Raw genomic sequence first — 22,932 nt, forward strand, 5'->3', positions numbered from 1 at the left:
CTGGGGGATACGAGGGGCGCGAGGATTCTAGCAGGGGGCCGGGCATCGCCGACGGCCCCGGCCGAGGTGCTTACAGCAGCGAAGACAGGATCGGAATCGACGCCCGCGGGCGCTTGCCCACTTCCTCGATCAGGCGCTGCGCGGCATGGCGGTAGGCCTGCGCCGGCACCGAATCGGGCTGCGCCACGGTGATCGGGGTACCGCTATCGCCCTGCTCGCGGATGCCGATCTGCAGCGGCAGCGATCCCAGCAGCGGCACGCCGTACTGCGCGGCCATGCGCTCGCCACCGCCCTCGCCGAACAGATGCTCGACATGCCCGCAGTTGCTGCAGGTGTGCACGGCCATGTTCTCGACAATGCCCAGCACCGGCACCTCGACCTTCTCGAACATCTTCAGCGCCTTCTTCGCATCCAGCGTGGCGATGTCCTGCGGCGTGGTGACGATCACCGCACCGGCCAGCGGGATCTTCTGGGTCAGGGTCAGCTGGATGTCGCCGGTGCCCGGCGGCAGGTCGATCAGCAGGAAATCCAGGTCATCCCACAGCGTGTCGTTGAACAGCTGGGTCATTGCCGAGGTGGCCATCGGACCGCGCCAGATCATCGGCGTGTCCTCTTCGATCAGGTAACCGATCGACATCGTGTCCACGCCGAACGCGCGCAGGGGCTCGATGCTCTTGTTGTCGGGACTTTCCGGCCGCCCGGACAAGCCCAGCATGGCGGGCACGCTGGGGCCGTAGATGTCCGCGTCCAGCACACCGACACGTGCGCCCAGCTGCTGCAGCGCCACGGCCAGATTGACCGCGGTGGTCGACTTGCCCACGCCGCCCTTGCCGGAGCCGACCGCGATGACATTGCGGATGCGGGCATGTGGCGTCAGTCCCTTCTGGACCTGGCTGGCATGGGGGCGGCGGGGGGAACTGTTCACAACGGGCACCAGCTGTATCAGGGGGAATAACCCAACATCATACAAGCTGGACGTAGCCTGACTGAAATTCAGGATTGCTACAGATTCGTGCACAGATTGTTAAGTTCATGTTACGTTCCTGAAGCACTGTTTTGGGCTGCGGAGCTGGTTTCCAGCGCGCACGATGGCGCATGCGCAGTGCCGATTTTTGTTTTTGCTCTCTATTGGAACTACATGAAATACGCAAGCAACACCGCACGTCGCAACACGCTCGCCGTCGCCCTGATTTCCGCCCTGATGGCCGCCGCCCCGGCAATGGCCCAGGACAAGGCGACCAACCTGGACAAGATCACCGTCACCGGTTCGCTGATCCCGCAGACCCAGGTTGAAACCCAGACCCCGGTGATGTCCATCACCGCCGAAGACATCCAGACCCGCGGCTTCAGCAGCGTTGCTGAAGTGCTGCAGCAGTCCTCGCTGACCACCGGCGGCCTGCAGGGTGGCCAGACCTCGGGTTCGTTCACCCAGGGCGCCGAAGCAGCCGGCATGTTCGGCCTGAACCCGGGTTACACCAAGTACCTGATCAACGGCCGCCCGATGCTCTCGTATCCGGCGCTGTACAACGGTAGCGACACCTTCAACAACATCAGCGGCATTCCGATCGACATCGTCGAGCGCATCGAAGTGCTGCCCGGTGGCCAGTCCTCGCTGTACGGCTCGGACGCGATCGCCGGTGTGGTCAACATCATCCTGAAGGAGCGCATGGACGGCGGTACGATGACCGTCCGTGGCGGCACCTACACCGAAGGCGGCGGCAGCAATATCCGCTTCAGCGCAGCCAAGGGCTTCAACGCGTTCGACGACCGCTTCCACGCGCTGGTCAACGTGCAGATCGAGAACGGCAGCCCGATCTGGGGCTACCAGCGTGACATCACCAAGCAGAACAACCCGGTCGGCTACACCGCGCAGGTGCCGTCGAACGACTTCGCCGTCATCACCAATGCAGACAACAAGCTGCTGATGATGGACCCGAGCCGCTGCGCCAACGTGGCGGGCCTGTACGACGGCACCACCGTCGTCGGCAAGCGCGCGTCGGGCGAGTCCTGCGGTTCGGTGTACAGCGCCGGCTACAAGACCCTGAAGAACGGCAAGAACAGCGGCCAGTTCTACTCGTCGATGACCTTCGACGTGAACGACAACTTCCAGCTGTTCGCCGACGTGCTGTACAGCAAGGAAAAGACCGAGTTCACCTCCGGCTCCAGCGCCCTGTGGTGGGGCACGAAGTCGGTCATGGGTGGCTTCTACGACCAGGGCGCAGGCAAGGTCGTGAACCTGCAGCGCGCCTTCGCGCCGGAGGAGATCGGCGCGGGCGACTACAACAACATCCTGAACTCCGATGAGAGCCGCGCCTACCAGGTCACCCTGGGCGGCAAGGGCATGGTCGGCGACTGGGATTACAGCGCCAGCTTCACCCGTGGCGAGTACCGCCTGGACCAGAACCGCTTCGTGCGCTGGAAGGACAAGATCGAGGACTTCTTCGGCCAGACCGTGCTGGGCCCGCGCCTGGGCACCTACACCGACCCGAAGGACCCGACCGCCACGTTCGGCATCTACAACCCGAACTACGCTGCCTTCTACTCGCCGATCACCCCGGACCAGTTCGCCAGCTTCACCGGCTACGGCACCCACCGCAGCAAGACCTGGCAGAACCTGGGTCGCGTGCAGGTGACCAACGGCTCGCTGTTCAGCCTGCCGGGCGGTGACGCCGGCCTGGCCGTCGTGCTGGAAGGTGGCAGCGAAGGTTGGGACTACTCGCCGGACCAGGCCTTCGTCGACGGCAACGTGTGGGGCACCACCGCCGTCGCGGGCGCCGGCCACCGCAGCAACTACGCGGTCACCAGCGAACTGCGCATGCCGCTGCTGGAGAAGCTGACCGTCAGCGCCTCTGGCCGCTATGACGCGTTCAAGATCGCAGACAAGACCGTCGACAAGGCCACCTACAGCATCGGTCTGGAATTCCGCCCGATCGAGAGCCTGCTGCTGCGCGGCAAGTACGGCACCGCCTTCCGTGCACCGACCCTGTCCGATGCCTTCCAGGGCATGAGCGGCTCGTACTCGTCCGGCCAGAACGACTACTACCGTTGCAGCCAGCTGGGCTACGGCCTGCGCGACGAGAAGTGCGCGTTCTACAAGAACACCTCGGTGTACAGCGAAAAGTCCGGCAACCCGGACCTGAAGCCGATCACCGCCGACGTGTGGAGCGCAGGCGTGGTGTGGGCCCCGGTGAGCAACTTCTCGCTGTCGGCCGACTACTACAACTGGAAGATCAAGAACGAGGTCAAGACCCTCAGCACCGACCAGCTGCTGCTGGCCGAGTACCAGTGCCACAACGGCCTGCCGAACAACACCTCGGCCAGCTGCCAGAACGTCACCGACTGGGTGTCGCGCGATGCCGGCGGCAACCTGACCCGCGTGTACACGCCGAAGCTCAACGTCGCCAGCCAGAACCTGGAAGCGGTGACGGTGGCGGCCAAGTACCAGCAGGATATCGGTCGCTTCGGCTCGCTGATGTTCTCCGGCAACTACACGAACATGCTGAAGCGTGAAGTGCAGCCGATGCCGGGCGCCGCCAAGCTCGACCTGCTGAGCGATCCGTACAACATGTGGTACTACGACAACTTCGCCAAGGTCCGTGGCGATCTGTCGGTGGCCTGGAACATCGCCAAGTTCACCACCACCGTGTACGCCAACTACGTCGGCAGCACCCCGAACTACCTGGCCTACACCGGCCGCAGCTACGGCTATGTCCACTCTTCCGGTGCCAAGGCCGGCAAGTGGGGTTCGTACACCACGTACAACCTGAGCATGAACTACCAGGCACAGGACGATCTGGTCCTGTCGCTGATGGTCAACAACGTGTTCAACAAGCTGCCGGAAGGCCAGCGCTACAACTACCCGGGCAACGAATCGACCCCGTTCAATGACGGCTTCTACAGCGTCTACGGCCGCCAGATCTCGGCCCAGGTCAAGTACAACTTCTGATCCCGTCGTTTCCCGGACTTCGTGTCTGGACCAGGCCCCGCTTCGGCGGGGCCTTTTTTTTCCTTCTATGCGGCATGGGGAAAGCCCGCGACGTATCGATTGTTAATGTCAGTTGAATTTATCAAATATTCATTTTCCCTGCTTTCCGATAATCCGGAAAAGGGCAGAAATGCCTGTGGAGAAGGGGCTTTTCACCAAGCGCGCAACCGTCCGTCACCGACCGTTACAGAACTGCGCAAGGCACGTTAAGCGTGTGTTACGTTGAGGCCACGCCGCTAAACCGCATAGGCAAAGCAGCTGAACAGAATCGAAATCCCAGGAAAGGGATACACGCGTCATCACGATCACACGGAGTAATCGCATGTCTCGTCGTCGCTTCGCATTCTCGCACCACCCGCTCACCCACGCCGTCGCCTGCGGCTTGTTGCTGGCCGGCAGCAGCGCCACCGTACTCGCCCAGGACAGCAGCAAGGCCGCGACCAACCTCGACCGGGTCACGGTCACCGGCTCGCTGATCCCGCAGACGCAGATCGAAAACCAGACGCCGGTGCTGACCATCAGCGCCGAGGCGATTCAGGCGCGCGGTTTCTCCAGCGTTGCCGAAGTGTTGCAGCAGTCCTCGTTGACCACCGGCGGCCTGCAAGGCGGCCAGACCTCGGCATCCTTCACCCAGGGTGCTGAAGCGGCTGGCATGTTCGGCTTGAACCCGGGCTACACCAAGTACCTGATCAATGGCCGCCCGATGCTCTCGTATCCGGCGCTGTACAACGGCAGCGACGCGTTCAACAACATCAGCGGCATCCCCATCGACATCGTCGACCGCATCGAGGTGCTGCCCGGTGGCCAGTCATCCCTGTACGGTTCGGACGCGATCGCCGGCGTGGTCAACATCATCCTCAAGGAACGCATGGACGGCGGCACACTGAACGTGCGCGGCGGCGCCTATTCCGATGGCGGTGGCGCCAGCTTCCGCGTGAGCGGCGCCAATGGCTTCAACAGCAAGGACGATCGCTTCCGCGCCCTGGTCAATGTGCAGTATGAAAAGACCAACCCGATCTGGGGTTACCAGCGCGACATCACCAAGCAGAACAATCCGCATGGCTACACGCGCCAGCTGCCCTCGAACGACTTCCTGGTCTTCGACGCGGATACCAATGATTTCCTGATGATGGATCCGAACAACTGCGCCGGCGTTTCCGGCCAGTTCGGCGGCACCACCATCCTCGGTACGCGCCGCGCTGGACAATCCTGCGGCTCCGCGTTCGGTGCGGGTTACAAGACGATCAAGAACAGCAAGGAAAGCAGCCAGTTCTATTCGTCGCTGACCTACGATGTGAATGACAACCTGCAGCTGTTCGGCGATGTCCTCTACAGCTACGAAACCGTCAAGTACAACACCGGTGCCGGCTACAACTACTGGGGCACGGATATCAGCATGGGTCCGTTCTTCGATCAGTCCAGTGGTCGCTATCTGGGGCTGCAACGCGTGTTCGCACCCGAAGACATCGGCGGCATTGGCTACCGCGACATCATGAATACCGACCGCAGCAAGTCCTATCAGGTCACGCTCGGTGCACGCGGCGCGATCGGCAGCAACTGGGACTACGAGGCCAGCGTCACCCGCGGCGAGTACAAGCTCAACGAGCGTGGCTATGCACGCTGGAACGACCCGATCAACAACTGGTTTGCCGACAACGTGCTGGGACCGGTGCTGGGCCAGACCGACGACGGCTACAACATCTACAACCCGAACTGGGGCGCTTTCTATTCCCAGCTGCCGCAAGGGGCCTTCCAGAGCTTCACCGGCTTCACCACCAGCCGCAGCCGCACCTGGCAGACCCAGACCCGCGCGCAGATCACCAACAGCTCGCTGTTCAAGCTGCCCGGTGGCGACGCCGGCTTTGCCGCCGTGGTTGAAGGCGGCAGTGAAGGGTGGAACTACACGCCGGACGTGCGCCTGACCGACGGCACGGTGTTCGGTACCACCTCGGTGGCGGGCAACGGCCATCGCAGCAACTACGCTGTCACCAGCGAACTGCGTCTGCCGTTGCATGACATGCTGACGGTCACCGCTTCCGGCCGCTACGACAACTTCAAGATCGCCGGCCATACCGTAGACAAGCCCACCTACAGCATCGGCCTCGAGTTCCGCCCCTTCGAAAGCCTGCTGGTCCGCGGCAAGTACGGCACGGCGTTCCGCGCCCCGTCCCTGCCCGATGCCTTCCAGGGCAAGAGCGGCTACTACGCCAATGGGTCCAAGGATTACTACCGCTGTGGCCAGCTCGGGTTCGATCCGTCCAACACGGTCGACTGCCGCTACGGCAGCGTGTCGGTGTTCGGCACCCAGTCGGGCAATCCGGAGCTGAAGCCGATTACCGCCGATGTGTGGAACGCGGGCCTGGTGTGGGCGCCGATCAACAACCTGTCGGTGTCCCTGGACTACTACAACTGGAAGATCAAGAACGAGGTCAACACCCTCAGCTCCGACCAGTTGCTGCTGGCCGAGTACTACTGCCGCAACGGCCTGACCAACACCGCCGGCGCCACCTGCGAGGAAGTGGCCAACTGGGTCACCCGTGATGCCACCGGCGCGCTGGAGGAGATCTACACGCCGAAGCTGAACGTGGCACGGCAGAACCTCGAGGCGGTCACTGCCAGCTTCAAGTACGTACAGGACATCGGTCGCTTCGGTTCGCTGCAGTTCTCCAGCAACTACACCAACATGCTCAAGCGTGAACTGCAGCCGCAGCTCAACGACCCGTTCCTGGATCTGCTGGGCAACCCGTACGCAATGTGGGTGTACGACTCCTACGCCAAGGTCCGGGCTGACGGCTCGATCGGCTGGGCGATCGACAAGTTCACCACCACGCTGTACTTCAATTACATCGGCCGCACGCCGAACTACCTGTCCTACCTGGGCCGTGGCTATGACTATGTCGATCCGACGTCCGGCTACAAGGCTGGCAAGTGGGGCTCTTACACGACGTACAACCTGAGCGTGAACTACCGCGCGATGGACAACCTGACGTTCTCGCTGATGGTCAACAACCTGTTCAACAAGGTGCCGGACAACCAGCAGCACTCCTACGCGGGCAACATCGACGTGCCGTACAACAACTCCCTGTACAACGCCTACGGACGGGCGATCTACGTCCAGGCCCAGTACGACTTCGGCAGGAAGTAAGCGCAGCCAAGCGCACATGGAAGCAGAAGCCCCGCTCCGGCGGGGCTTCTTTTTTCCTGCGTGGGTCTTCCACCGCATCTCTCCGGATGCTGCGCGTCGGTGACCATCCTTGATCGTTCGCGGCCGGATTCAGGAATGTCAGAAAAATGACAATTCCACCTCATGCGGCGATCGCGCCGCCCATCACACGACAATTATTTTAGATGCACTTTCCCGTAACTTAGCTTCATTATGGCGAATTTTACCAACCCAAGGCTTTTCCAAGTCTTTTCACTCAAAAAATTTCATTCAGGATTCATTGCATTTTTGTTCACGAGGCATTTATAAATGAGGCACGCCGTTTGTGACCGCGTTCCTGTTTGGCCACGAGGCGCACCCACTACACCCCCGGAGAGAGTCCTGATGCAAACGAAGTTCTGGCGCCGCGCGGCGCTGGCTACCGCCCTGTCTGGTTGCCTTTTCTCGATCGCCCACGCTCAGTCCGTGACCGGTTACATCTACGGCCAGGCGCCGGCCGGCGCGGGTTCGAGCGTGGTTGTCCGCAACCTGGGGACCGGCGCCACGCGCACCCTGCCGGTTGATGCCAATGGTCGTTACCGCGTGTCCGACCTGCCCAACGGCCGCTACTCGGTGGAACTGCGCCGTGACGGCGCCACGGTCACGACACAGAATGACGTGGCGGTCAACATCGCCTCCGGCACCGAGGTTTCCTTCGCCGGCGGCAAGGCGACTGATCTGGACGGCATCGTGGTGCGCGCCGCGTCGATGGCATCGATCGACGTTTCGCAGGTCGATACCCGGACCGTCTTCAGCTACGAAGACCTGCGCAGCCTTCCGCTGCCGCGCGACATCACTGCTGTTGCCCTGCTGGCACCCGGTGCGATCGCCAGCAACAGCTACAGCGGCGTACCCAGCTTCGGCGGTTCTGCTGCGTCGGAGAATGCCTATTACATCAACGGCTTTGCGGTAACCAACCCGCTGACCAGCATCGGCTCGACCACACTGCCCTTTGAGGCCATCGCCCAGGAACAGGTCCTCACCGGCGGCTATGGCGCGGACTTTGGGCGCTCCACCGGTGGCGTGGTCAACATCGTGACCCGTCGCGGCACCAACGAATGGAAGGCCGGTGCGTACGAGATCTGGAGCCCGGAATCGCTGCGCGCATCTCCGCGCAACATGTATTACGCCAACACCGGCCACTTCACCGCCAATGATCCGCGCGGCGCGGCTTACCAGACCGATGGCAAGCTGTATCAGTACCGCAACAAGAACAACTCCTGGCAGAACACCACCGGTGCCTATGTCGGCGGCCCGATCGTCCAGGACAAGCTGTTCTTCTTCGTCAACGGCGAGTTCACCAAGACTGACGGCACCAGCGCCCGCTACGCGACCAACACCAGCCCGGCCAACCTGACCCGCGGTTGGAACGAGTACACCTATGAATATCCGCGCTGGACGGCGAAGATCGACTGGAACATCACCGACAACCACGTCATCGAGCTGACAGGTGTGTCTGACGTTACCAAGTACGACGCCGAGTACTACTCGTTCGACTACAACAAGTTCACACATGGCGACGTGCAGACCGGCGGCATCAGCACCAAGGAAGACTCCAAACTCTACATCGGCAAGTACACCGGCTACCTGACCGACAACCTGACCCTGTCGGCGCTGTACGGTCGCCAGAAGATCGAACACTCGCAGGGCCTGTACAACTACGACGCAAGCTGCCCGTACATCAGTGCCGGAACCACTGCACGCGTGCCGGGCCTGAACTACAGCGGCTGCCAGAGCACGACCTCGCTGGTCAACGCCGACGGCGCCTTCGACGAGACCAAGGGCGGGCGTATCGACCTGACCTGGCGTCTGGGCAACCATGAACTCCGCTTCGGCTTCGACCGCCAGGATGCAGAGTCGCTGACCGGCACCGAGTATCCCGGCGGCTACGGCTGGATCTATCGTCGCTCCACCAACCCGAACACCCCGATCGATGCATCGCACGGCGTGAGCTCGGCAGCTTCCGGTGGCGGCCTGGGCGCACAGGGCTACTACGTCTATCGCCTGTACAGCACCAAGCTGGCACAGCCGAAGACCGAGCAGGCCTCGCAGTACATCGAAGACCGCTGGCAGGTTTCGGACAACGTTTTGCTATCGCTGGGTCTGCGCAACGAACAGTTCACCAACTACACCGGCACGGGCGAGAAGTATGCGAGCCAGAAGACGCAGCTGGCACCGCGTCTGGGCGTGGCCTGGGACGTTCATGGCGACTCGTCGCTGAAGTTGTTCGCCAATGCCGGTCGCTACCACCTGGCCATGCCGAACAACGTGGCAGTGCGTGCAGCCTCCGGCTCGCTCAACACCAACGAGTACTTCACCTACACCGGCGTCGATCCGACCACCGGTGCACCGACGGGGCTCAATTCCATTCCGGTCGATGCCTCGAAGGGGTACCTGTGCCCGGGCACCAACGCTGTCGCCAGCAACCTGGAATGCGGCAGTGCGCCGAATCCGCGCACCTTGGCCGCAGTGGACATGAAGTCGCACTACCAGGACGAGTACATCATTGGCATGGAGCAGCAGCTTGCGGCTGATACCGTCTGGGGCGCGAAGTTCACCTACCGCGAACTGAAGAGCGCGATCGACGACACCTGCACCCCCGCGCTGGGCGGCGCATGCTTCCTGTTCAACCCCGGCGTGGGCAACACCTTCTGGGAAGAACAGGCCGATGGCAGCTACGAGAAGGTGCACTATTCGGCAGCTGACCTTGGCCTGCCCAAGCTCAAGCGCAAGTACTACGCGCTGGACCTGTTCCTGGAGAAGCGTACGGACAACTGGTACGGCAAGGTCATGTACACCTTCAGCCGCAACTACGGCAATACCGAAGGCCAGCTGAACTCCGACCTGGATACCGGTACCGGTGGCCAGGAAGATGTGTCGGTCACCCAGGACTGGGATCTGCCGCAGCTGATGCAGGGCGCCAATGGGCTGCTGCCGAACCACCGTGGCCATGTGCTCAAGGCGTTCGGCTACATGAAGCTGACCCCCGAGTGGCGCGTGGGTGGCAGCCTGACCGTTGCCGAAGGTCGTCCGAACAACTGCACCAGCATGTACCCGACCCCAGACAAGGGCCTCTACGATGGCTCCTACTATTGGTACTGCGGCCTGCCGGGCAGCGGCACCACACCGGGCACGGCCGGTTACGTGCCGCCGTCGGCGGACTACGGTTCGTCGCCGCGCGGTTCGCACGGCAAGGCGCCGTGGCAGTTCAACCTGGGGCTGAATGTCGCGTACACGCCGGATTGGGCGAAGGGCCTGACCCTGCAGGCCGATGTGATCAACCTGCTGAATCGCCAGGTGGCTGGCAGCACGTACTCGCGTTACGCCGCCTCGCCGTACCGCGGCGCAGCGGACTACAACCCGGAGTACGGTCGTGACCTGAACTACTCGACCCCGCGCTACTTCCGCTTCACTGCCCGATACGATTTCTGATCATCCGGCAGCATCGTTGACCCCGAGGGCCCGTGCGATCCGCACGGGCCCTTCTTTTTTCCTTTCGTGGCGCGTCGCCGTCCGCCCCTTGCGCCCGGCCATGACCTTCGACACCCTTGCAGGGCAGGCCGGCGGCGTATCGTTCGGCCCACGGCCGTCCCTGCGGCCCTTCCCTGACTCACTCGGCCTGGAGGCCATCAAAGTGACCCGTACTCCCAAGATCGTGCTGCTGACCCTGGCCGTTTCGGCCGCGCTGGTTGGCTGCGGCAAGAACGAAACCCCGGCCAAGGACGCCACCGCCTCCACGCCGGCTGCCGCCGAAGCCACCCAGTACACCCTGGACGAGAGCAAGCTGCCGGCCTACAACGCCTTCCAGCCCAGCGACCTCGATACCAGCAAGGACGCCTGCGGCGCCTTCGGCGACTACGTGAACAGCAAGTGGCTGGCCGCCAATGAAATCCCGGGCGACCGCACCAGCTGGGGCGCGTTCACCATCCTCGACGAGCGTTCGGTGGCCGTGCAGCACCAGCTGGCCGAACAGGTCGCGCAGGTGAAGACCCCGAACCACATCGAGAAGATCGTCGGTGACCTGTGGGCCACCGGCATGGACGAGGCCAAGATCAACGCCCAGGGCATCGAGCCGCTGAAGGCCGACCTGACCGCGATCGATGGCCTGCAGGACAAGGCGGCCATCGCTAATTACCTGCGCTCCAGCGCCGCCAAGGGTGACAACGTTCTGTTCGGCTTCGGCGCCGAAGCCGACTTCAAGAACTCGGCCGTGAACATGGCCTACGCCAGCCAGGGCGGCCTGGGCCTGCCGGACAGCACCTACTACACCGATGCCAAGAACGCCGACAAGCTGAAGGCCTACCAGGCGCACGTCGCCAAGGTGCTGGAGCTGTCCGGCGTCGCTGCTGCCGACGCTGCCAAGCAGGCCGAGGACGTGGTCAAGTTCGAGACCCGCCTGGCCAAGGCGTCCAAGTCGCGCGTCGAACTGTCGCGCAACGTCGAGCTGTACTACAACCCGGTCACCGTGGCCGACGCGGACAAGCTGACCCCGAACTTCAGCTGGACCGAGTTCTTCAAGTCGCAGGGCGTGGCCGCACCGGAGAAGTTCTCGCTGGCCATGCCGGCCTTCCATGAGGAAGTGAGCAAGGCGCTGGGCGACACCGATCCGTCGGTGTGGCGTGCCTACCTGCGCTTCCACACCGTGGACAGCGCCTCGCCGTACCTGGCCGATGCCTTCGTGCAGGAGAACTACGAGTTCTACGGCAAGACCCTCAACGGCCAGAAGGAGCAGAAGCCGCGCTGGAAGCGTGTGCTGGGCACCATCGAGAATGACGCCGGTGAAGCCTTCGGCCAGCTGTACGTGAAGGTGGCCTTCTCGCCGGAAGCCAAGGCGAAGATGGAAGAACTGGTGAAGAACCTGGCCGCCTCGCTGAAGGACCGCATCCAGGGCCTGAGCTGGATGAGCGATGAAACCAAGGCCAAGGCCATCGCCAAGTGGGAAACCTTCACCCCGAAGATCGGCTACCCGGACAAGTGGCGTGACTGGTCGGGCCTGCAGACCCAGCGCGACAGCTTCCTGGGCAACGTGCGCGCGGCCAACGAATTCAACTACAAGTTCAACCTGTCGAAGATCGGCAAGCCGGTGGACAAGACCGAGTGGGGCATGACCCCGCAGACGGTCAACGCCTACTACAACCCGCTGCAGAACGAGATCGTGTTCCCGGCCGCCATCCTGCAGCCGCCGTTCTTCGATCCGAAGGCCGACGACGCACTGAACTACGGCGGCATCGGCGCGGTGATCGGCCACGAAATGACCCACGGTTACGACGACCAGGGCGCACGTTTCGGGCCGACCGGCAACATGGAAGACTGGTGGACCGCCGCTGACAAGAAGAACTTCGAAGGCCTGACCGGCAAGCTGGTCAAGCAGTTCGACCAGTACAAGGTCGACGGCCAGGCGGTGAACGGCCACCTGACCCTGGGTGAGAACATCGCCGACCTGGGCGGCCTGGCCACTGCTTACGATGCCCTGCAGAAGGCCAGCGCCGGCAAGGAAGACCCGAAGGTGGACGGCTTCACCCGCGACCAGCGCTTCTTCTTCAACTGGGCCACCGTGTGGCGCACCAAGTACACCCCGGAGAACGCCAAGGTCCGCCTGGCGACCGACCCGCACGCCCCGGCGCAGTTCCGCGCCATGGGTGCGCCGTCGAACCTGCCGACCTTCGCCGCCGCGTTCCAGTGCAAGGCCGGTTCGCCGATGGCCCGCAGCGGCGACCAGCAGGTGGTGATCTGGTAAGCCACGGCTGACGCCGCGGCAGACCTGCAGAGGCCCGGGAATTCCCGGGCCTTTGTTTTTCCGGGGTGTTTTTCATCCACGCATGGTGTGGATCCAATGATCTCGGCGCTCCCCGCTAGCGGCCGCCCCTGGTCGGCGAAAGCAGCGTGATGCGTGCATGCCGCGTCGATGCGCGGCTTGCTATAGTGCGCGCGCCCTCAATCCATCACGGATTCGTTCCACATGCCCAATTTCCGTCCGCTTGCCATCGCCCTGGGCATCAGCCTGGCGACCCTGGTCCCGACCCATGATGCGTTCGCCGCCGCCAAGAAGAAGGCCGCGCGCGCCCCGGCCTTCAGCGCCCAGTGCAGCGACTTCTATGACGCCACCAACGCAGGCTGGCTGAAGGCCAACCCCGTGCCACAGACCGGTGCCACCACCGCGCTGGGCCAGCTGGTCGACCGCAGCCGCCAGCAGCAGCGTGAACTGCTCGACGCAGCGATGAAGGCGCCGCAGGGCAACGTGCAGAAACTGCTGGGCGACTTCTGGGCCAGCGGCCTGGACGAAGCCGCCGTGGAAGCCGACGGATCCAATCCGATCGCCCCGCTGCTGACCCGCATCAACGCCATCAAGAAGGCCAAGGATGTGCCGGCCTCGATCGCCGCGCTGCACCAGGTCGGCATCCCGGTGGCCTTCAACTTCGGCCCGGACGTGGACCTGAAGGCGCTGGACCGCCACATCGGTTACTTCATGCAGGGCGGCATGGGCCTGCCGGACCCGGCGTTCTATACCCGCACCGACGCCGACACCGTTGCGCTGATGGGCCGCTACCGCAATTACGTCAAGCAGATCCTGGCACTGACCGGCACTCCGGCCGCCAAGCTGGATGCCGAGTCGCAATCGGTGATCGCACTGGAAACCGAACTGGCGCGCAACGCGCAGTCGCTGGCCGGCATCAACAATCCGTTCAACAACTACGCGCCGATCTCCACCAAGGAGCTCAACAGCCGCTACCGCAACCTGCAGCTGGATGCCTTCCTGAAGGCCCAGGGCGTGGACGACGATCTGGTCTCGCTGGCCGACCCGGGCCTGTTCAAGCAGCTCGATGGCATGGTCACCAAGCTCAAGCCGGACCAGTGGAAGGCCTACCTGCGCTGGCGCGTGGGCGACTCGATGGCGCCCTACCTGTCCAAGGCCTACCGCGACGCCGAATTCGAATTCCGCGGCCGCGTGCTGCGTGGCGAAACCCTGCCGCCGCAGCGCTGGGAAGACGTGCTGGAGGCGATCAACGTGGCCGCCGGCCCGATGCTCGGTCGCGAATACGCCGCCCGTTACCTGTCGGCCGAAGACCGTCGCCAGGCGGCGTGGATCGTCGACAAGGTGCGCGAAGTACAGATCGAAGCGGTCAAGAACAGCAGCTGGATGAGTGCCGAAGCCAAGACCGAAGCGCAGGCCAAGCTGGCCGCGCTGAAGATCGAGATCGGCACCCCGTTGCGCGACCTGGACTACAGCGTGCAGCCGATGGGCCGCGGCTCGTTCGGCGGCAACATGCTGATCGCGTCGACCTGGCGCCATCGCGAGGAAATGAAGCGCATCGGCAAGGGCAACGCCGACCGCCGCTGGGACGTGCTGCCGCAGCAGCCGTCGCTGGCCTACGATCTGGCGCAGAACCGCCTGATCGTCACCGCTGCGATCCTGCAGGGGCCGGTGTTCAACGCCAAGGCCGACGCTGCCGACAAGTTCGGCAGCTTCGGTGGCCTGGTCGGCCACGAGCTGACCCGCGCGATCGATGCCAAGGGCGCGCTGGTCGACGCCAAGGGCGAACTGCGCAGCTGGTGGACCCCGGCCGACAAGACCGCCTGGACCCTGCTCGGCAACCGCGTCGCCGCGCAGTACAGCGCGTACGACTTCCCGGGCGTGAAGGGTGCCAAGGTCAACGGCACGCTCACCCAGGAAGAGAACCTGGCCGATATCGCCGGCCTGGAACTGGCGTGGGCCGCGTACACCGCGCAGGAGCCGAAGGCCAAGCCGGCACAGCAACAGAGCTTCTTCCGCGCATGGTCGGCGTTGTGGGCGCAGCAGCTGTCGCCGAACGAGGCCGTGCGTCGCCTGACCGCCGACATCCGTGCACCGGGCCTGTGGCGCAGCAACGGCACGCTGGCCAACCTGCCGGCGTTCGGTGCCACCTTCAGCTGCAAGGCCGGCCAGCCGATGCAGCGCAGCGAAGCCGAGCAGATCAAGGTCTGGCGCTGAGCCAACTGCTGCAACTGGTAATGCAGAGGGCGCCTTCGGGCGCCCTTTTTTCGCTTGGCGACCCAAAAAAGGGACCCCGGCATGGCCGGGGTCCAGGTCGTTTTCTGGAGAGATCGATCAGGTGCCGCGATCAGAAGTCGTAGGACGCACTGACACGAACCGAACGAGGCGCGCTGAAGTAGGTACCCATGCCGTAGGTGTTGGACACCGTGTAGGGGCCATCTTCATAGACCGCGTCAGACTGCACCGCGCGACGCTGGTTCAGCACATTGAAAACATCCAGGCTGAAAGCCAGCTTGTGATCGGCAAACGAAGGGCGATACATCACGCCCAGATCCAGGCGGGTCGTCCAGGGCTGCCGGCCGGCGTCACCCGGACGCGACGGCTTGCCACCGCAATAGTGATAGGCCGCGTCGTAGCCCAGCGGATCACTCTCATCGGTGCCGTAGTAGCCCAGGCAGCTCTTCGGCGCCCCCGACATGATCCGCAGGGTGGCCGACGCCGACCACTCGTCGTTGAACATATAGGCGCCATAGCCCTTCAGCTGGTGACGGCGGTCGTTCGCCAGATAGCCACCGGCGTATTCCATCAGTGCTGCGGCATCCCAGTCCTGGGTCTTGGAGACGTCATCCTGGCCGATATCCGACTTCACCTGGCCTTCGGTATTGCCGAAGCTGCGCGACCAGGTGTAATCCAGACGTCCGTACCACTTGTCGCTCAGCGGGTGCTCGATGAACAGATCGACGGCGATGTAGTCACGCTTGGCCTTCTTGTTGCCGTAACCCCAGTCGGCGGAGCTCATCTGCACCGGCGTGTAACCCGAGCCATCCGCGTGTCGGATCATGAAGGTGTTGGTCTTGCCCGGATTGAAGATCACACAGCCCGGGACATCGAGATTGCTGTCGTCGACGCCCATCGCGGCAAGCTTGTCGTGGATGCGATCGGAGTCACAGGTATCGTCGATGGCCGTCTGCAGGCGACGATAGGTGAACTTGGCACCGGAGCTCCAGCGCTCGCCCAGCGTCTTCTCGAAGCCAAGGATCAGCTCGTCCTGGTACTGCGACTTCAGGTCGGTCGGCGCAATCGACAACGGATCAGGGGTCTGGCCATATTCATTGTTGGCTGACACCGGGCCCGGGCCCAGAGCGGTCAACCCGGTCGGGTTGCCGTTGGCATCAATTCCGCTATAGGTGAAGTACTCGCGGGTGAACGTCGAGGCGGAAGCACCACGAATGGCAACGCTGTTGGGCAACGCCAGGTAGTAGCGGCCCAGGTTGGCGAACACCTTGAGCGACGAATCGCCAAACACATCCCAGCTCGCGCCCAGGCGCGGCGCCCACTGGTCACCGCTGTCGACGTAAGGCTTGGCCGCACTGTTGTAGTTGGTGAACTTGTCATTGCGGATGCCGAGGGTCACCAACCAGTTCGGCGTGACCTGCCAGCGGTCCTCCAGATAGTAGGCCTTCTGCTTGACCGACATGCTGGTGGTCGTGGAGAAGATGTACTTCTGCACGAAGTAGCCATTGCCGCCCGGCGGGGTGATATCAAAGCCCGGATTCGGCGACGAGGCCGGATCAACACGACCATAGATCCAGGCATACCCCGGCCCGGTCATCGCCTGACCTTCGTTATGCCCCTGGAAGTACATGTTATCGATACCACCGGTCAGCTCGTGGTTGCCGATGCGGTACTGCAGGTCTACACGCAGGCCTCGGGTCTTGCTGCCCGCATCTGACGACTTGGTATAGAGCGCCGACTGGTCGTTGCGGATGGGGCGGCCACCGGTAATGGACGGATCCTGATTGCCCGGGCTGCTGAGATAGGGGTTGGCCGTATCCAGCGGATTCGACTCCAGATTGCTCTCCTTGCTGCGACCCCAAACCGCACTCAGGGTCAGGTCATCGTTCAGGTAGCCGGTGTACTTGAAGATGTCAAAGTCGTCCTTGAGCTTCGTGGTGTTCGGGAACGTGCCGGTGCGATCACCTTCGGCCAGGTCCTCGTAGTCGAACGATCGGTAGTAGCCACCGTTGCGATCGGTGTTCTGCACGCGGGTGTATTCCAGCGTGTTGCTATCGTTGATGTTCCAGTCGATCTTTCCATAGAACTTCGGCGCATCAATGGTGTAGTGGTTGCGCACCTGCTGCGTTGCTGCAGAGCTGTTCGTGGACACACCTTCGGTGCGGTCCTTTTCCGCAGCCAAGTGAATGAACAGACGATCCTCGATCAGCGGGCCACTGGCATAGCCACTGTAGGTGGTACGCGTGGCGACATCGTCCTTGCGGTAGCGATAGAGCGAACCAGGCAACGAGTCATCGGTGTAGCTGTATCCATCTGGCAGCTGGCGATTGGGATAGATGACAGTGGCCGCAGAAGCCGACAGCGAGTCCGGGGCCCAGGTGGCCTGCACGCCGAAATGCCATTCATTGGTGCCGCGCTTGCCGAGCTGGTTGATCACACCACCGGTGGAGCGCCCGTATCCCGCTCCGTAGCCGCCCATGAACGTTTCCTGCTGGTCGATCGACCCATAGGGCAGGCTGATACCACCCAGGTTGCTGAGCGGATTGTTGGCCAGGAAGCCATTCAGATAGTAGGCATTCTCAGTAACACTGGAACCACCGAAAGACAGCACCGAACGCGAGCCATTGCTGAACGCGCCACTGCCTGCGACAACACCTGGCGCCAGCAATGCGATGGCTTCGGCGCTACGCCCCAGTGGCAACACATCCAGTTGCTCGGACGTAATGACCGACTTGGACACCGTATTGGTGACATCGATCTTCGGCACATTCGCCGCGACGACGTTCACGGCCTCCAGCGTGGTGGCGGCACTGCTGCCACCGGCAAACGACACCTCGGTGCCAACGCCGACCTTCAGCAGAACATTCTCGCGCTGATCGACGGTCTGGCCATCACGCTGCTGGATGATGGTGTACTTGCCCACCGGCAACGAGCCGAGGTTGTAGCGGCCATTGCTGTCGACGGTCGCCGAGCGTTTCAGGCCCGTATCGCTCTGCACGACGATGGTCGTGCCGGCAGGCGCACTGCCGTACAACGAACCGGTCGTGCTCTGCGCGGCTGCGGCGCCGATGAAAGAAGTCAGGACGACCGCCAAGGCGGTACGCTTCAACCTTGCGACGTGCTTGCTGCTGGTCATGGAGTTTCCTTGATTCGGTGAAGATCAGGCTGCAGTTGCAGAATTGCTGCACGGAAGCGACAGCCCCATGTAGCTGAACCAAATATTAATTTCATCAATTCTTAATTTGCAATGGCAGCTGAACAAAAATAACCAATTGAAATTGAAGGAAAAGTTTTGATACAAACATGAACTTTGTTCAAGTTTTGTTTATTAATCAGCCGCTTGCAGCCCGCTCCTCCCGTTTCCGCCCCCAGTCTCCGGTCACCGTGATACCCATCCCGGCTTAACACCCGGCGTGCTATCGCTGCGGCCTCGTCCATCGCGGAGCCCCGACATGGCACACAAGAACACCATCTGTGTCTGGTACGACAACGGCGCGCTCGAGGCCGCCACCTTCTATGCCAGCCTCCTGCCCGACAGCGCGGTCACCGCCGTGCATCACGCGCCGGGCGACTACCCGGATGGCAAGGAAGGCAACGTGCTGACCGTCGAATTCACCGTCTGCGGCGTTCCCTGCGTCGGCCTCAACGGCGGCAGCGCGTTCAAGCACAGCGAAGCGTTCTCCTTCCAGATCCAGACCGAGGACCAGGCCGAGACCGACCGTCTGTGGAATGCGATCGTCGGCAACGGTGGCCAGGAGAGCCAATGCGGCTGGTGCAAGGATCGCTGGGGCATCTCCTGGCAGATCAGCCCGCGCATGCTCATCGAAGCAGCGACCAGCAAGGACAAGGCACTGGCCAAGCGCGCATTCAACGCGATGATGCCGATGAAGAAGATCGACATCGCCACCATCCAGGCCGCAATAAAAAAAGGGGACGGAGGGGATTAAGTCGTTTCTGCCCATCGCTGCCGACCCAGTGCGCATTGCGACTTAATCCCCTCCGTCCCCTTTTTTTGAGGTGCTGATGTCCTGGGATGCAATCATCATCGGTGGTGGCCACAACGGCCTGGTCTGTGCGGCCTATCTGGCGAAGGCCGGAAAGAAGGTGCTGGTCCTTGAACGGCGCGGCGTGCTCGGCGGAGCGGCGGTCACCGAGGAGTTCCATCCCGGCTTCCGCAACTCGGTGGCGTCGTACACGGTGTCGCTGTTGCAACCGAAGGTGATCGAAGACCTGCAACTGCATGCGCATGGGCTGCGCATTGTCACGCGCCCGGCCAACAACTTCCTGCCATTGCCCGACGACCGCTACCTGTTGTCGGCACCTGGCCGCACCCAGGCCGAAGTCGCTGGATTCTCCGCTCGGGATGCACAGCGCCTGCCAGCGTACGAAGCACGCCTGGAGATCTTCGCCGATGTACTGCGCGCGTGGGCTCTCCGCGCGCCACCGGACATCGGCGTCGCCGGCGGCTGGCGCGGCCTGCCCGCACTTTGGCAGATGGGGAAGCTCGGCCGCGAACTGGCGGCGCTGGATGCACCGCTGCGGCAGGAGCTGCTGGACCTGTTCACGCTGTCGGCGGCGGAATACCTGGACCGCTGGTTCGAGAGCGAGCCGATCAAGGCGCTGTTCGGCTTCGATGGCATCGTCGGCAACTATGCCAGTCCATACACACCGGGCAGCGCCTACGTGTTGCTGCATCACGTGTTCGGCCAGTGCAATGGCGTGAAGGGTGCATGGGGCCATGCGATGGGTGGCATGGGCGCGATCAGCCAGGCCATCGCCAGCGCCGCGCGCGAGGCCGGGGCCGAGCTGCGCGTGGATGCCGGCGTGCGACGGGTACTGACCGAACAGGGCCGCACCGTGGGGGTGGAACTGGCCAACGGCGAAACCCTGCGTGCACGCGCGGTGGTCGCCAACGTCAATCCGAAGCTGCTGTACGAACAGCTGCTGGAGCCGGCGCAGGTACCGGCTGCCACACGCGAACGCATGACGAACTGGCGCTGCGGTTCCGGCACCTTCCGGATGAACGTGGCGCTGTCGCGGCTGCCGGAGTTCCGCGCCCTGCCCGGTCCGGGCGATCACCTCAGCGCCGGCATCATCATGGCACCCAGCCTGGACTACATGGATCGCGCCTGGCTGGATGCGCGCCGCGACGGTTGGTCGCGCGAACCGATCGTGGAAATGCTGATACCCAGTACGCTGGACGATTCACTCGCACCGCCCGGGCAGCATGTGGCCAGCCTGTTCTGCCAGCACGTGGCGCCGGTACTTCCTGATGGGCGTCACTGGGATGACCACCGCGACACGGTAGCCGACCTGATGATCGCTACCGTTGAACGCTATGCGCCCGGCTTCGCTGACAGCGTGCTCGGTCGTCAGGTGCTGTCCCCGCTCGATCTGGAACGCACCTTCGGCCTGGTCGGCGGCGACATCTTCCACGGCGCACTGAGCGCCAACCAGTTGTTCTCGGCGCGGCCGATGGTCGGCCAGGCCGGCTATCGCGGCGCCCTTCCCGGCCTGTATCTGTGCGGGTCGGGTACCCATCCCGGCGGTGGTGTTACCGGTGCACCGGGGCACAATGCGGCGCAGGTGGTGCTGCGGGACCTGTAGCGGTGTGCCGACCAACGGTCGGCACCTGGGCGTCAAGTGATCCTTCGGATCATTTGACGCTGCGCAGATGGTTCGGGCGCTTCGGTGGGCCGGGCGGGCGGCGCTTGTTGAACGGCGGCTGCCCGCGCCAGTAACGGATCAGCAACCAGCCGAACAGCATGCCGCCCAGGTGCGCGAAATGGGCCACGCCCGGCTGCCAGCCGGTCATGCCCAGCACCAGTTCGCCCACGCCGAACAGGATCACGAAGGTCCGCGCCTTCATCGGGATCGGCGGGAACAGCAGCATCACCCGCTGGTTGGGGAACAGCATGCCGTAGGCCAGCAGCAGGCCAAACACGCCACCGGAGGCGCCCAGCACCGTCGCCGGGTTTTCCAGCAGCGTGCCCACCAGCAGCTGGCAGACGCCTGCACCAGCCACGCACACCAGGTAATACAGCAGGAAGCGCTTCTCGCCCCAGGTCTGCTCCAGCGGCGCGCCGAACATGAAGACCGCCAGCATGTTGAAGAACAGGTGGCCGAAGCTGCCATGCAGGAAGCCATAGGTCAGCAGCTGCCACGGCTGGAAGTTGCCGCCCGGCGAGAACGCATCGAAGCCCTGCTGCAGCGGTTGCAGCATGAACGGCTCGAAGGTCTGCATGCCGAGCAGGAACGGCTGCTGCAGCAGGAACAGGATCGCATTGGCGATCAGCAGGGCCTTGGTGACGGTTGGCAGTCGCGGGAACATGGGAGTACCGGCATGGAACGGCCTCCATCATAGCCGCAGCACCGTGTCTTGTTGGCGGCCCTCAGGTCCGGCCTGTTCAGTCGCCAGCGGTGCTCAGCCCGGGCCCCACACAGCGGCATCCAGTGCCGCTGCCGGATCAGCCGCCGGCATCCGCACCCGGCCGTTCTCCACCACCACGCCCTCCGCGCGCAACCGCTGTGACTGCTCGCGCCATCCGGCCGACCCTTCTTCCATGGCAATTCGCCCATCCGAGCGCAGCACGCGGTGCCAGGGCAGGTCCGGGTCGTCGTTCTGGCCCAGGATGCGCGCGGTCAGGCGTGCACGCCCGGGCAGGCCCGCGCGCATCGCCACCTGGCCGTAGCCCATCACCTGGCCCACGGGGATCGCGCGGATCACCGCCAGGATGCGCGCACGCGCCTGCTCCGGTGTCAGCGCCGCAGGCGGGTCACCAACAGTACGCCGATCAGTACCAGCACGGTGCCGGCGATCTGCGCCGGCCCCATCGGTTCGTCGAGCAGCCATAGGCTCATCACGATGGTGGAAACAGGGCCCAGCATACCGACCTGCGCGGCCAGCGACGAACCCACGCGCTGCACCGCCAGCATGATCGCCAGCACCGGCAGCACCGTGCACACGGTGGCATTGACCAGCGACAGCCATTGCACTGGCGCCGGTGCCTGCCACAGCAACGGCAGCGGATGGCTCACCGCGAAATGCAGCAGCACCAGCACGCTGGCCACGCAGCTGGCATAGGCGGTCAACCGCACCGCGCCGATGCGTGCGACCACCTGCCCACTGCCGAACAGGTACAGCGCGTAGCTGAGCGCACTGCCCAGTACCAGCAGGCTGCCGACGATGATCTGCCCGCCCTCGCGCTGCAGATCGTGGCCGAAGGCGAGCAGCACGCCCAGATAGCTCAGCACCAGCGCGCCGATCTGCCACCGACCGGGCCGCTGGCGCGCCAGCAGCACGTTGATCAGCAGCACCAGGGTCGGGTTCAAGTAAAGAATCAGGCGCTCAAGGGTCACGCTGATGTACTGCAGGCCCTGGAAGTCGAGCAGACTGGACAGGTAGTAGCCGGTGAAGCCCAGCCACAACACGCGGGCACGGTCGGCCCAGGTCAGCGGCTCTGCCCGGCGCGCGGCCCACAGTGCCATCAGTACGAACAGCGGTAGCGCCATCAGCATGCGCAGGGCGAGCAGCGTGGTGGCATCCACGCCGTGACGCAGGCCGAGCTTGACGATGATGGCCTTGCCGGAGGCGGCGATGGCGCCAATCGCGGCCAGGCCGATGCCTCCCAGCGCGATGCGTGGGGAAGCGGTGGCGATACGGGAAGCGGGGCTGGACATCAGGACGACGGCGGGCCGCACGGGGCGATCAGGGAAGGCGCAAGGGCGTCCATTGTCGCATGGGTGCGCCTGGTGACC

General features: G+C 63.6%; 12 protein-coding genes. 7 read left to right on the plus strand and 5 right to left on the minus strand.

Annotated elements, in window-relative coordinates; genetic code table 11:
- Positions 1–70: 70 nt before the first annotated feature.
- Positions 71–925, minus strand: coding sequence for an iron-sulfur cluster carrier protein ApbC (gene apbC, locus AC5P9L_RS15355; protein WP_005414099.1), 855 nt, complete (start codon positions 923–925; stop codon positions 71–73).
- Positions 926–1,138: 213 nt separating this feature from the next.
- Between apbC and AC5P9L_RS15360 the strand changes: the two genes are divergently transcribed.
- The 5 genes from AC5P9L_RS15360 to AC5P9L_RS15380 all read left to right on the plus strand — a co-directional run bounded on the left by AC5P9L_RS15360 (position 1,139) and on the right by AC5P9L_RS15380 (position 15,156).
- Positions 1,139–3,946: a TonB-dependent receptor plug domain-containing protein gene (locus AC5P9L_RS15360; protein WP_049451980.1), complete on the plus strand. Its 2,808-nt coding sequence runs from the start codon at positions 1,139–1,141 to the stop codon at positions 3,944–3,946.
- Positions 3,947–4,307: 361 nt separating this feature from the next.
- On the plus strand, positions 4,308–7,130 hold the full coding sequence (locus AC5P9L_RS15365; RefSeq protein WP_005410502.1) for a TonB-dependent receptor domain-containing protein: 2,823 nt from the start codon (positions 4,308–4,310) through the stop codon (positions 7,128–7,130).
- Between the two features lie 402 nt (positions 7,131–7,532).
- On the plus strand, positions 7,533–10,619 hold the full coding sequence (locus tag AC5P9L_RS15370; RefSeq protein WP_005414103.1) for a TonB-dependent receptor: 3,087 nt from the start codon (positions 7,533–7,535) through the stop codon (positions 10,617–10,619).
- Positions 10,620–10,821: 202 nt separating this feature from the next.
- Positions 10,822–12,924: a M13 family metallopeptidase gene (locus AC5P9L_RS15375; protein ID WP_005414104.1), complete on the plus strand. Its 2,103-nt coding sequence runs from the start codon at positions 10,822–10,824 to the stop codon at positions 12,922–12,924.
- Between the two features lie 222 nt (positions 12,925–13,146).
- On the plus strand, positions 13,147–15,156 hold the full coding sequence (locus tag AC5P9L_RS15380; RefSeq protein ID WP_495230654.1) for a M13 family metallopeptidase: 2,010 nt from the start codon (positions 13,147–13,149) through the stop codon (positions 15,154–15,156).
- A 130-nt stretch (positions 15,157–15,286) separates the two neighbouring features.
- On the opposite strand, the gene AC5P9L_RS15385 is transcribed toward AC5P9L_RS15380, so the two are convergent.
- A complete protein-coding gene (locus AC5P9L_RS15385) occupies positions 15,287–18,310 on the minus strand; it encodes a TonB-dependent receptor (protein WP_005410506.1) in 3,024 nt (1,007 codons plus the stop codon).
- A gap of 316 nt (positions 18,311–18,626) precedes the next feature.
- On the opposite strand from AC5P9L_RS15385, the gene AC5P9L_RS15390 reads away from it, so the two are divergent.
- Together AC5P9L_RS15390 and AC5P9L_RS15395 are read left to right on the plus strand one after the other, a co-directional pair.
- Positions 18,627–19,121, plus strand: a complete 495-nt coding sequence (locus AC5P9L_RS15390; RefSeq protein WP_323162990.1) for a VOC family protein — start codon at positions 18,627–18,629, stop codon at positions 19,119–19,121.
- Positions 19,122–19,197: 76 nt separating this feature from the next.
- Complete coding sequence (locus tag AC5P9L_RS15395) at positions 19,198–20,781, plus strand: phytoene desaturase family protein (RefSeq protein WP_043034752.1); 1,584 nt, start codon at positions 19,198–19,200, stop codon at positions 20,779–20,781.
- Positions 20,782–20,830: 49 nt separating this feature from the next.
- Here AC5P9L_RS15395 and AC5P9L_RS15400 read toward each other — a convergent pair whose 3' ends face one another.
- From AC5P9L_RS15400 to AC5P9L_RS15410, 3 genes are all read right to left on the minus strand, one after another.
- On the minus strand, positions 20,831–21,505 hold the full coding sequence (locus tag AC5P9L_RS15400) for a rhomboid family intramembrane serine protease (protein WP_005410509.1): 675 nt from the start codon (positions 21,503–21,505) through the stop codon (positions 20,831–20,833).
- Positions 21,506–21,598: 93 nt separating this feature from the next.
- Positions 21,599–21,937: an MGMT family protein gene (locus AC5P9L_RS15405; RefSeq protein ID WP_224119427.1), complete on the minus strand. Its 339-nt coding sequence runs from the start codon at positions 21,935–21,937 to the stop codon at positions 21,599–21,601.
- Positions 21,934–22,854, minus strand: coding sequence for a DMT family transporter (locus tag AC5P9L_RS15410; RefSeq protein ID WP_099527667.1), 921 nt, complete (start codon positions 22,852–22,854; stop codon positions 21,934–21,936). Before AC5P9L_RS15410 ends, AC5P9L_RS15405 begins: the two co-directional genes overlap by 4 nt.
- Between the last annotated feature and the right edge of the window lie 78 nt (positions 22,855–22,932).

Source organism: Stenotrophomonas sp. YJH_SMC_64 (assembly GCF_059371375.1).

Excerpts from the sequence above, each read along its gene's own strand:
- AC5P9L_RS15360 (WP_049451980.1), top strand. The coding sequence starts at position 1,139 with ATGAAATACGCAAGCAACACCGCACGTCGCAACACGCTCGCCGTCGCC.
- AC5P9L_RS15365 (WP_005410502.1), top strand. The coding sequence starts at position 4,308 with ATGTCTCGTCGTCGCTTCGCATTCTCGCACCACCCGCTCACCCACGCC.
- AC5P9L_RS15370 (WP_005414103.1), top strand. The coding sequence starts at position 7,533 with ATGCAAACGAAGTTCTGGCGCCGCGCGGCGCTGGCTACCGCCCTGTCT.
- AC5P9L_RS15380 (WP_495230654.1), top strand. The coding sequence starts at position 13,147 with ATGCCCAATTTCCGTCCGCTTGCCATCGCCCTGGGCATCAGCCTGGCG.
- AC5P9L_RS15385 (WP_005410506.1), bottom strand. The coding sequence starts at position 18,310 with ATGACCAGCAGCAAGCACGTCGCAAGGTTGAAGCGTACCGCCTTGGCG.
- AC5P9L_RS15390 (WP_323162990.1), top strand. The coding sequence starts at position 18,627 with ATGGCACACAAGAACACCATCTGTGTCTGGTACGACAACGGCGCGCTC.
- AC5P9L_RS15395 (WP_043034752.1), top strand. The coding sequence starts at position 19,198 with ATGTCCTGGGATGCAATCATCATCGGTGGTGGCCACAACGGCCTGGTC.
- AC5P9L_RS15400 (WP_005410509.1), bottom strand. The coding sequence starts at position 21,505 with ATGTTCCCGCGACTGCCAACCGTCACCAAGGCCCTGCTGATCGCCAAT.
- AC5P9L_RS15410 (WP_099527667.1), bottom strand. The coding sequence starts at position 22,854 with ATGTCCAGCCCCGCTTCCCGTATCGCCACCGCTTCCCCACGCATCGCG.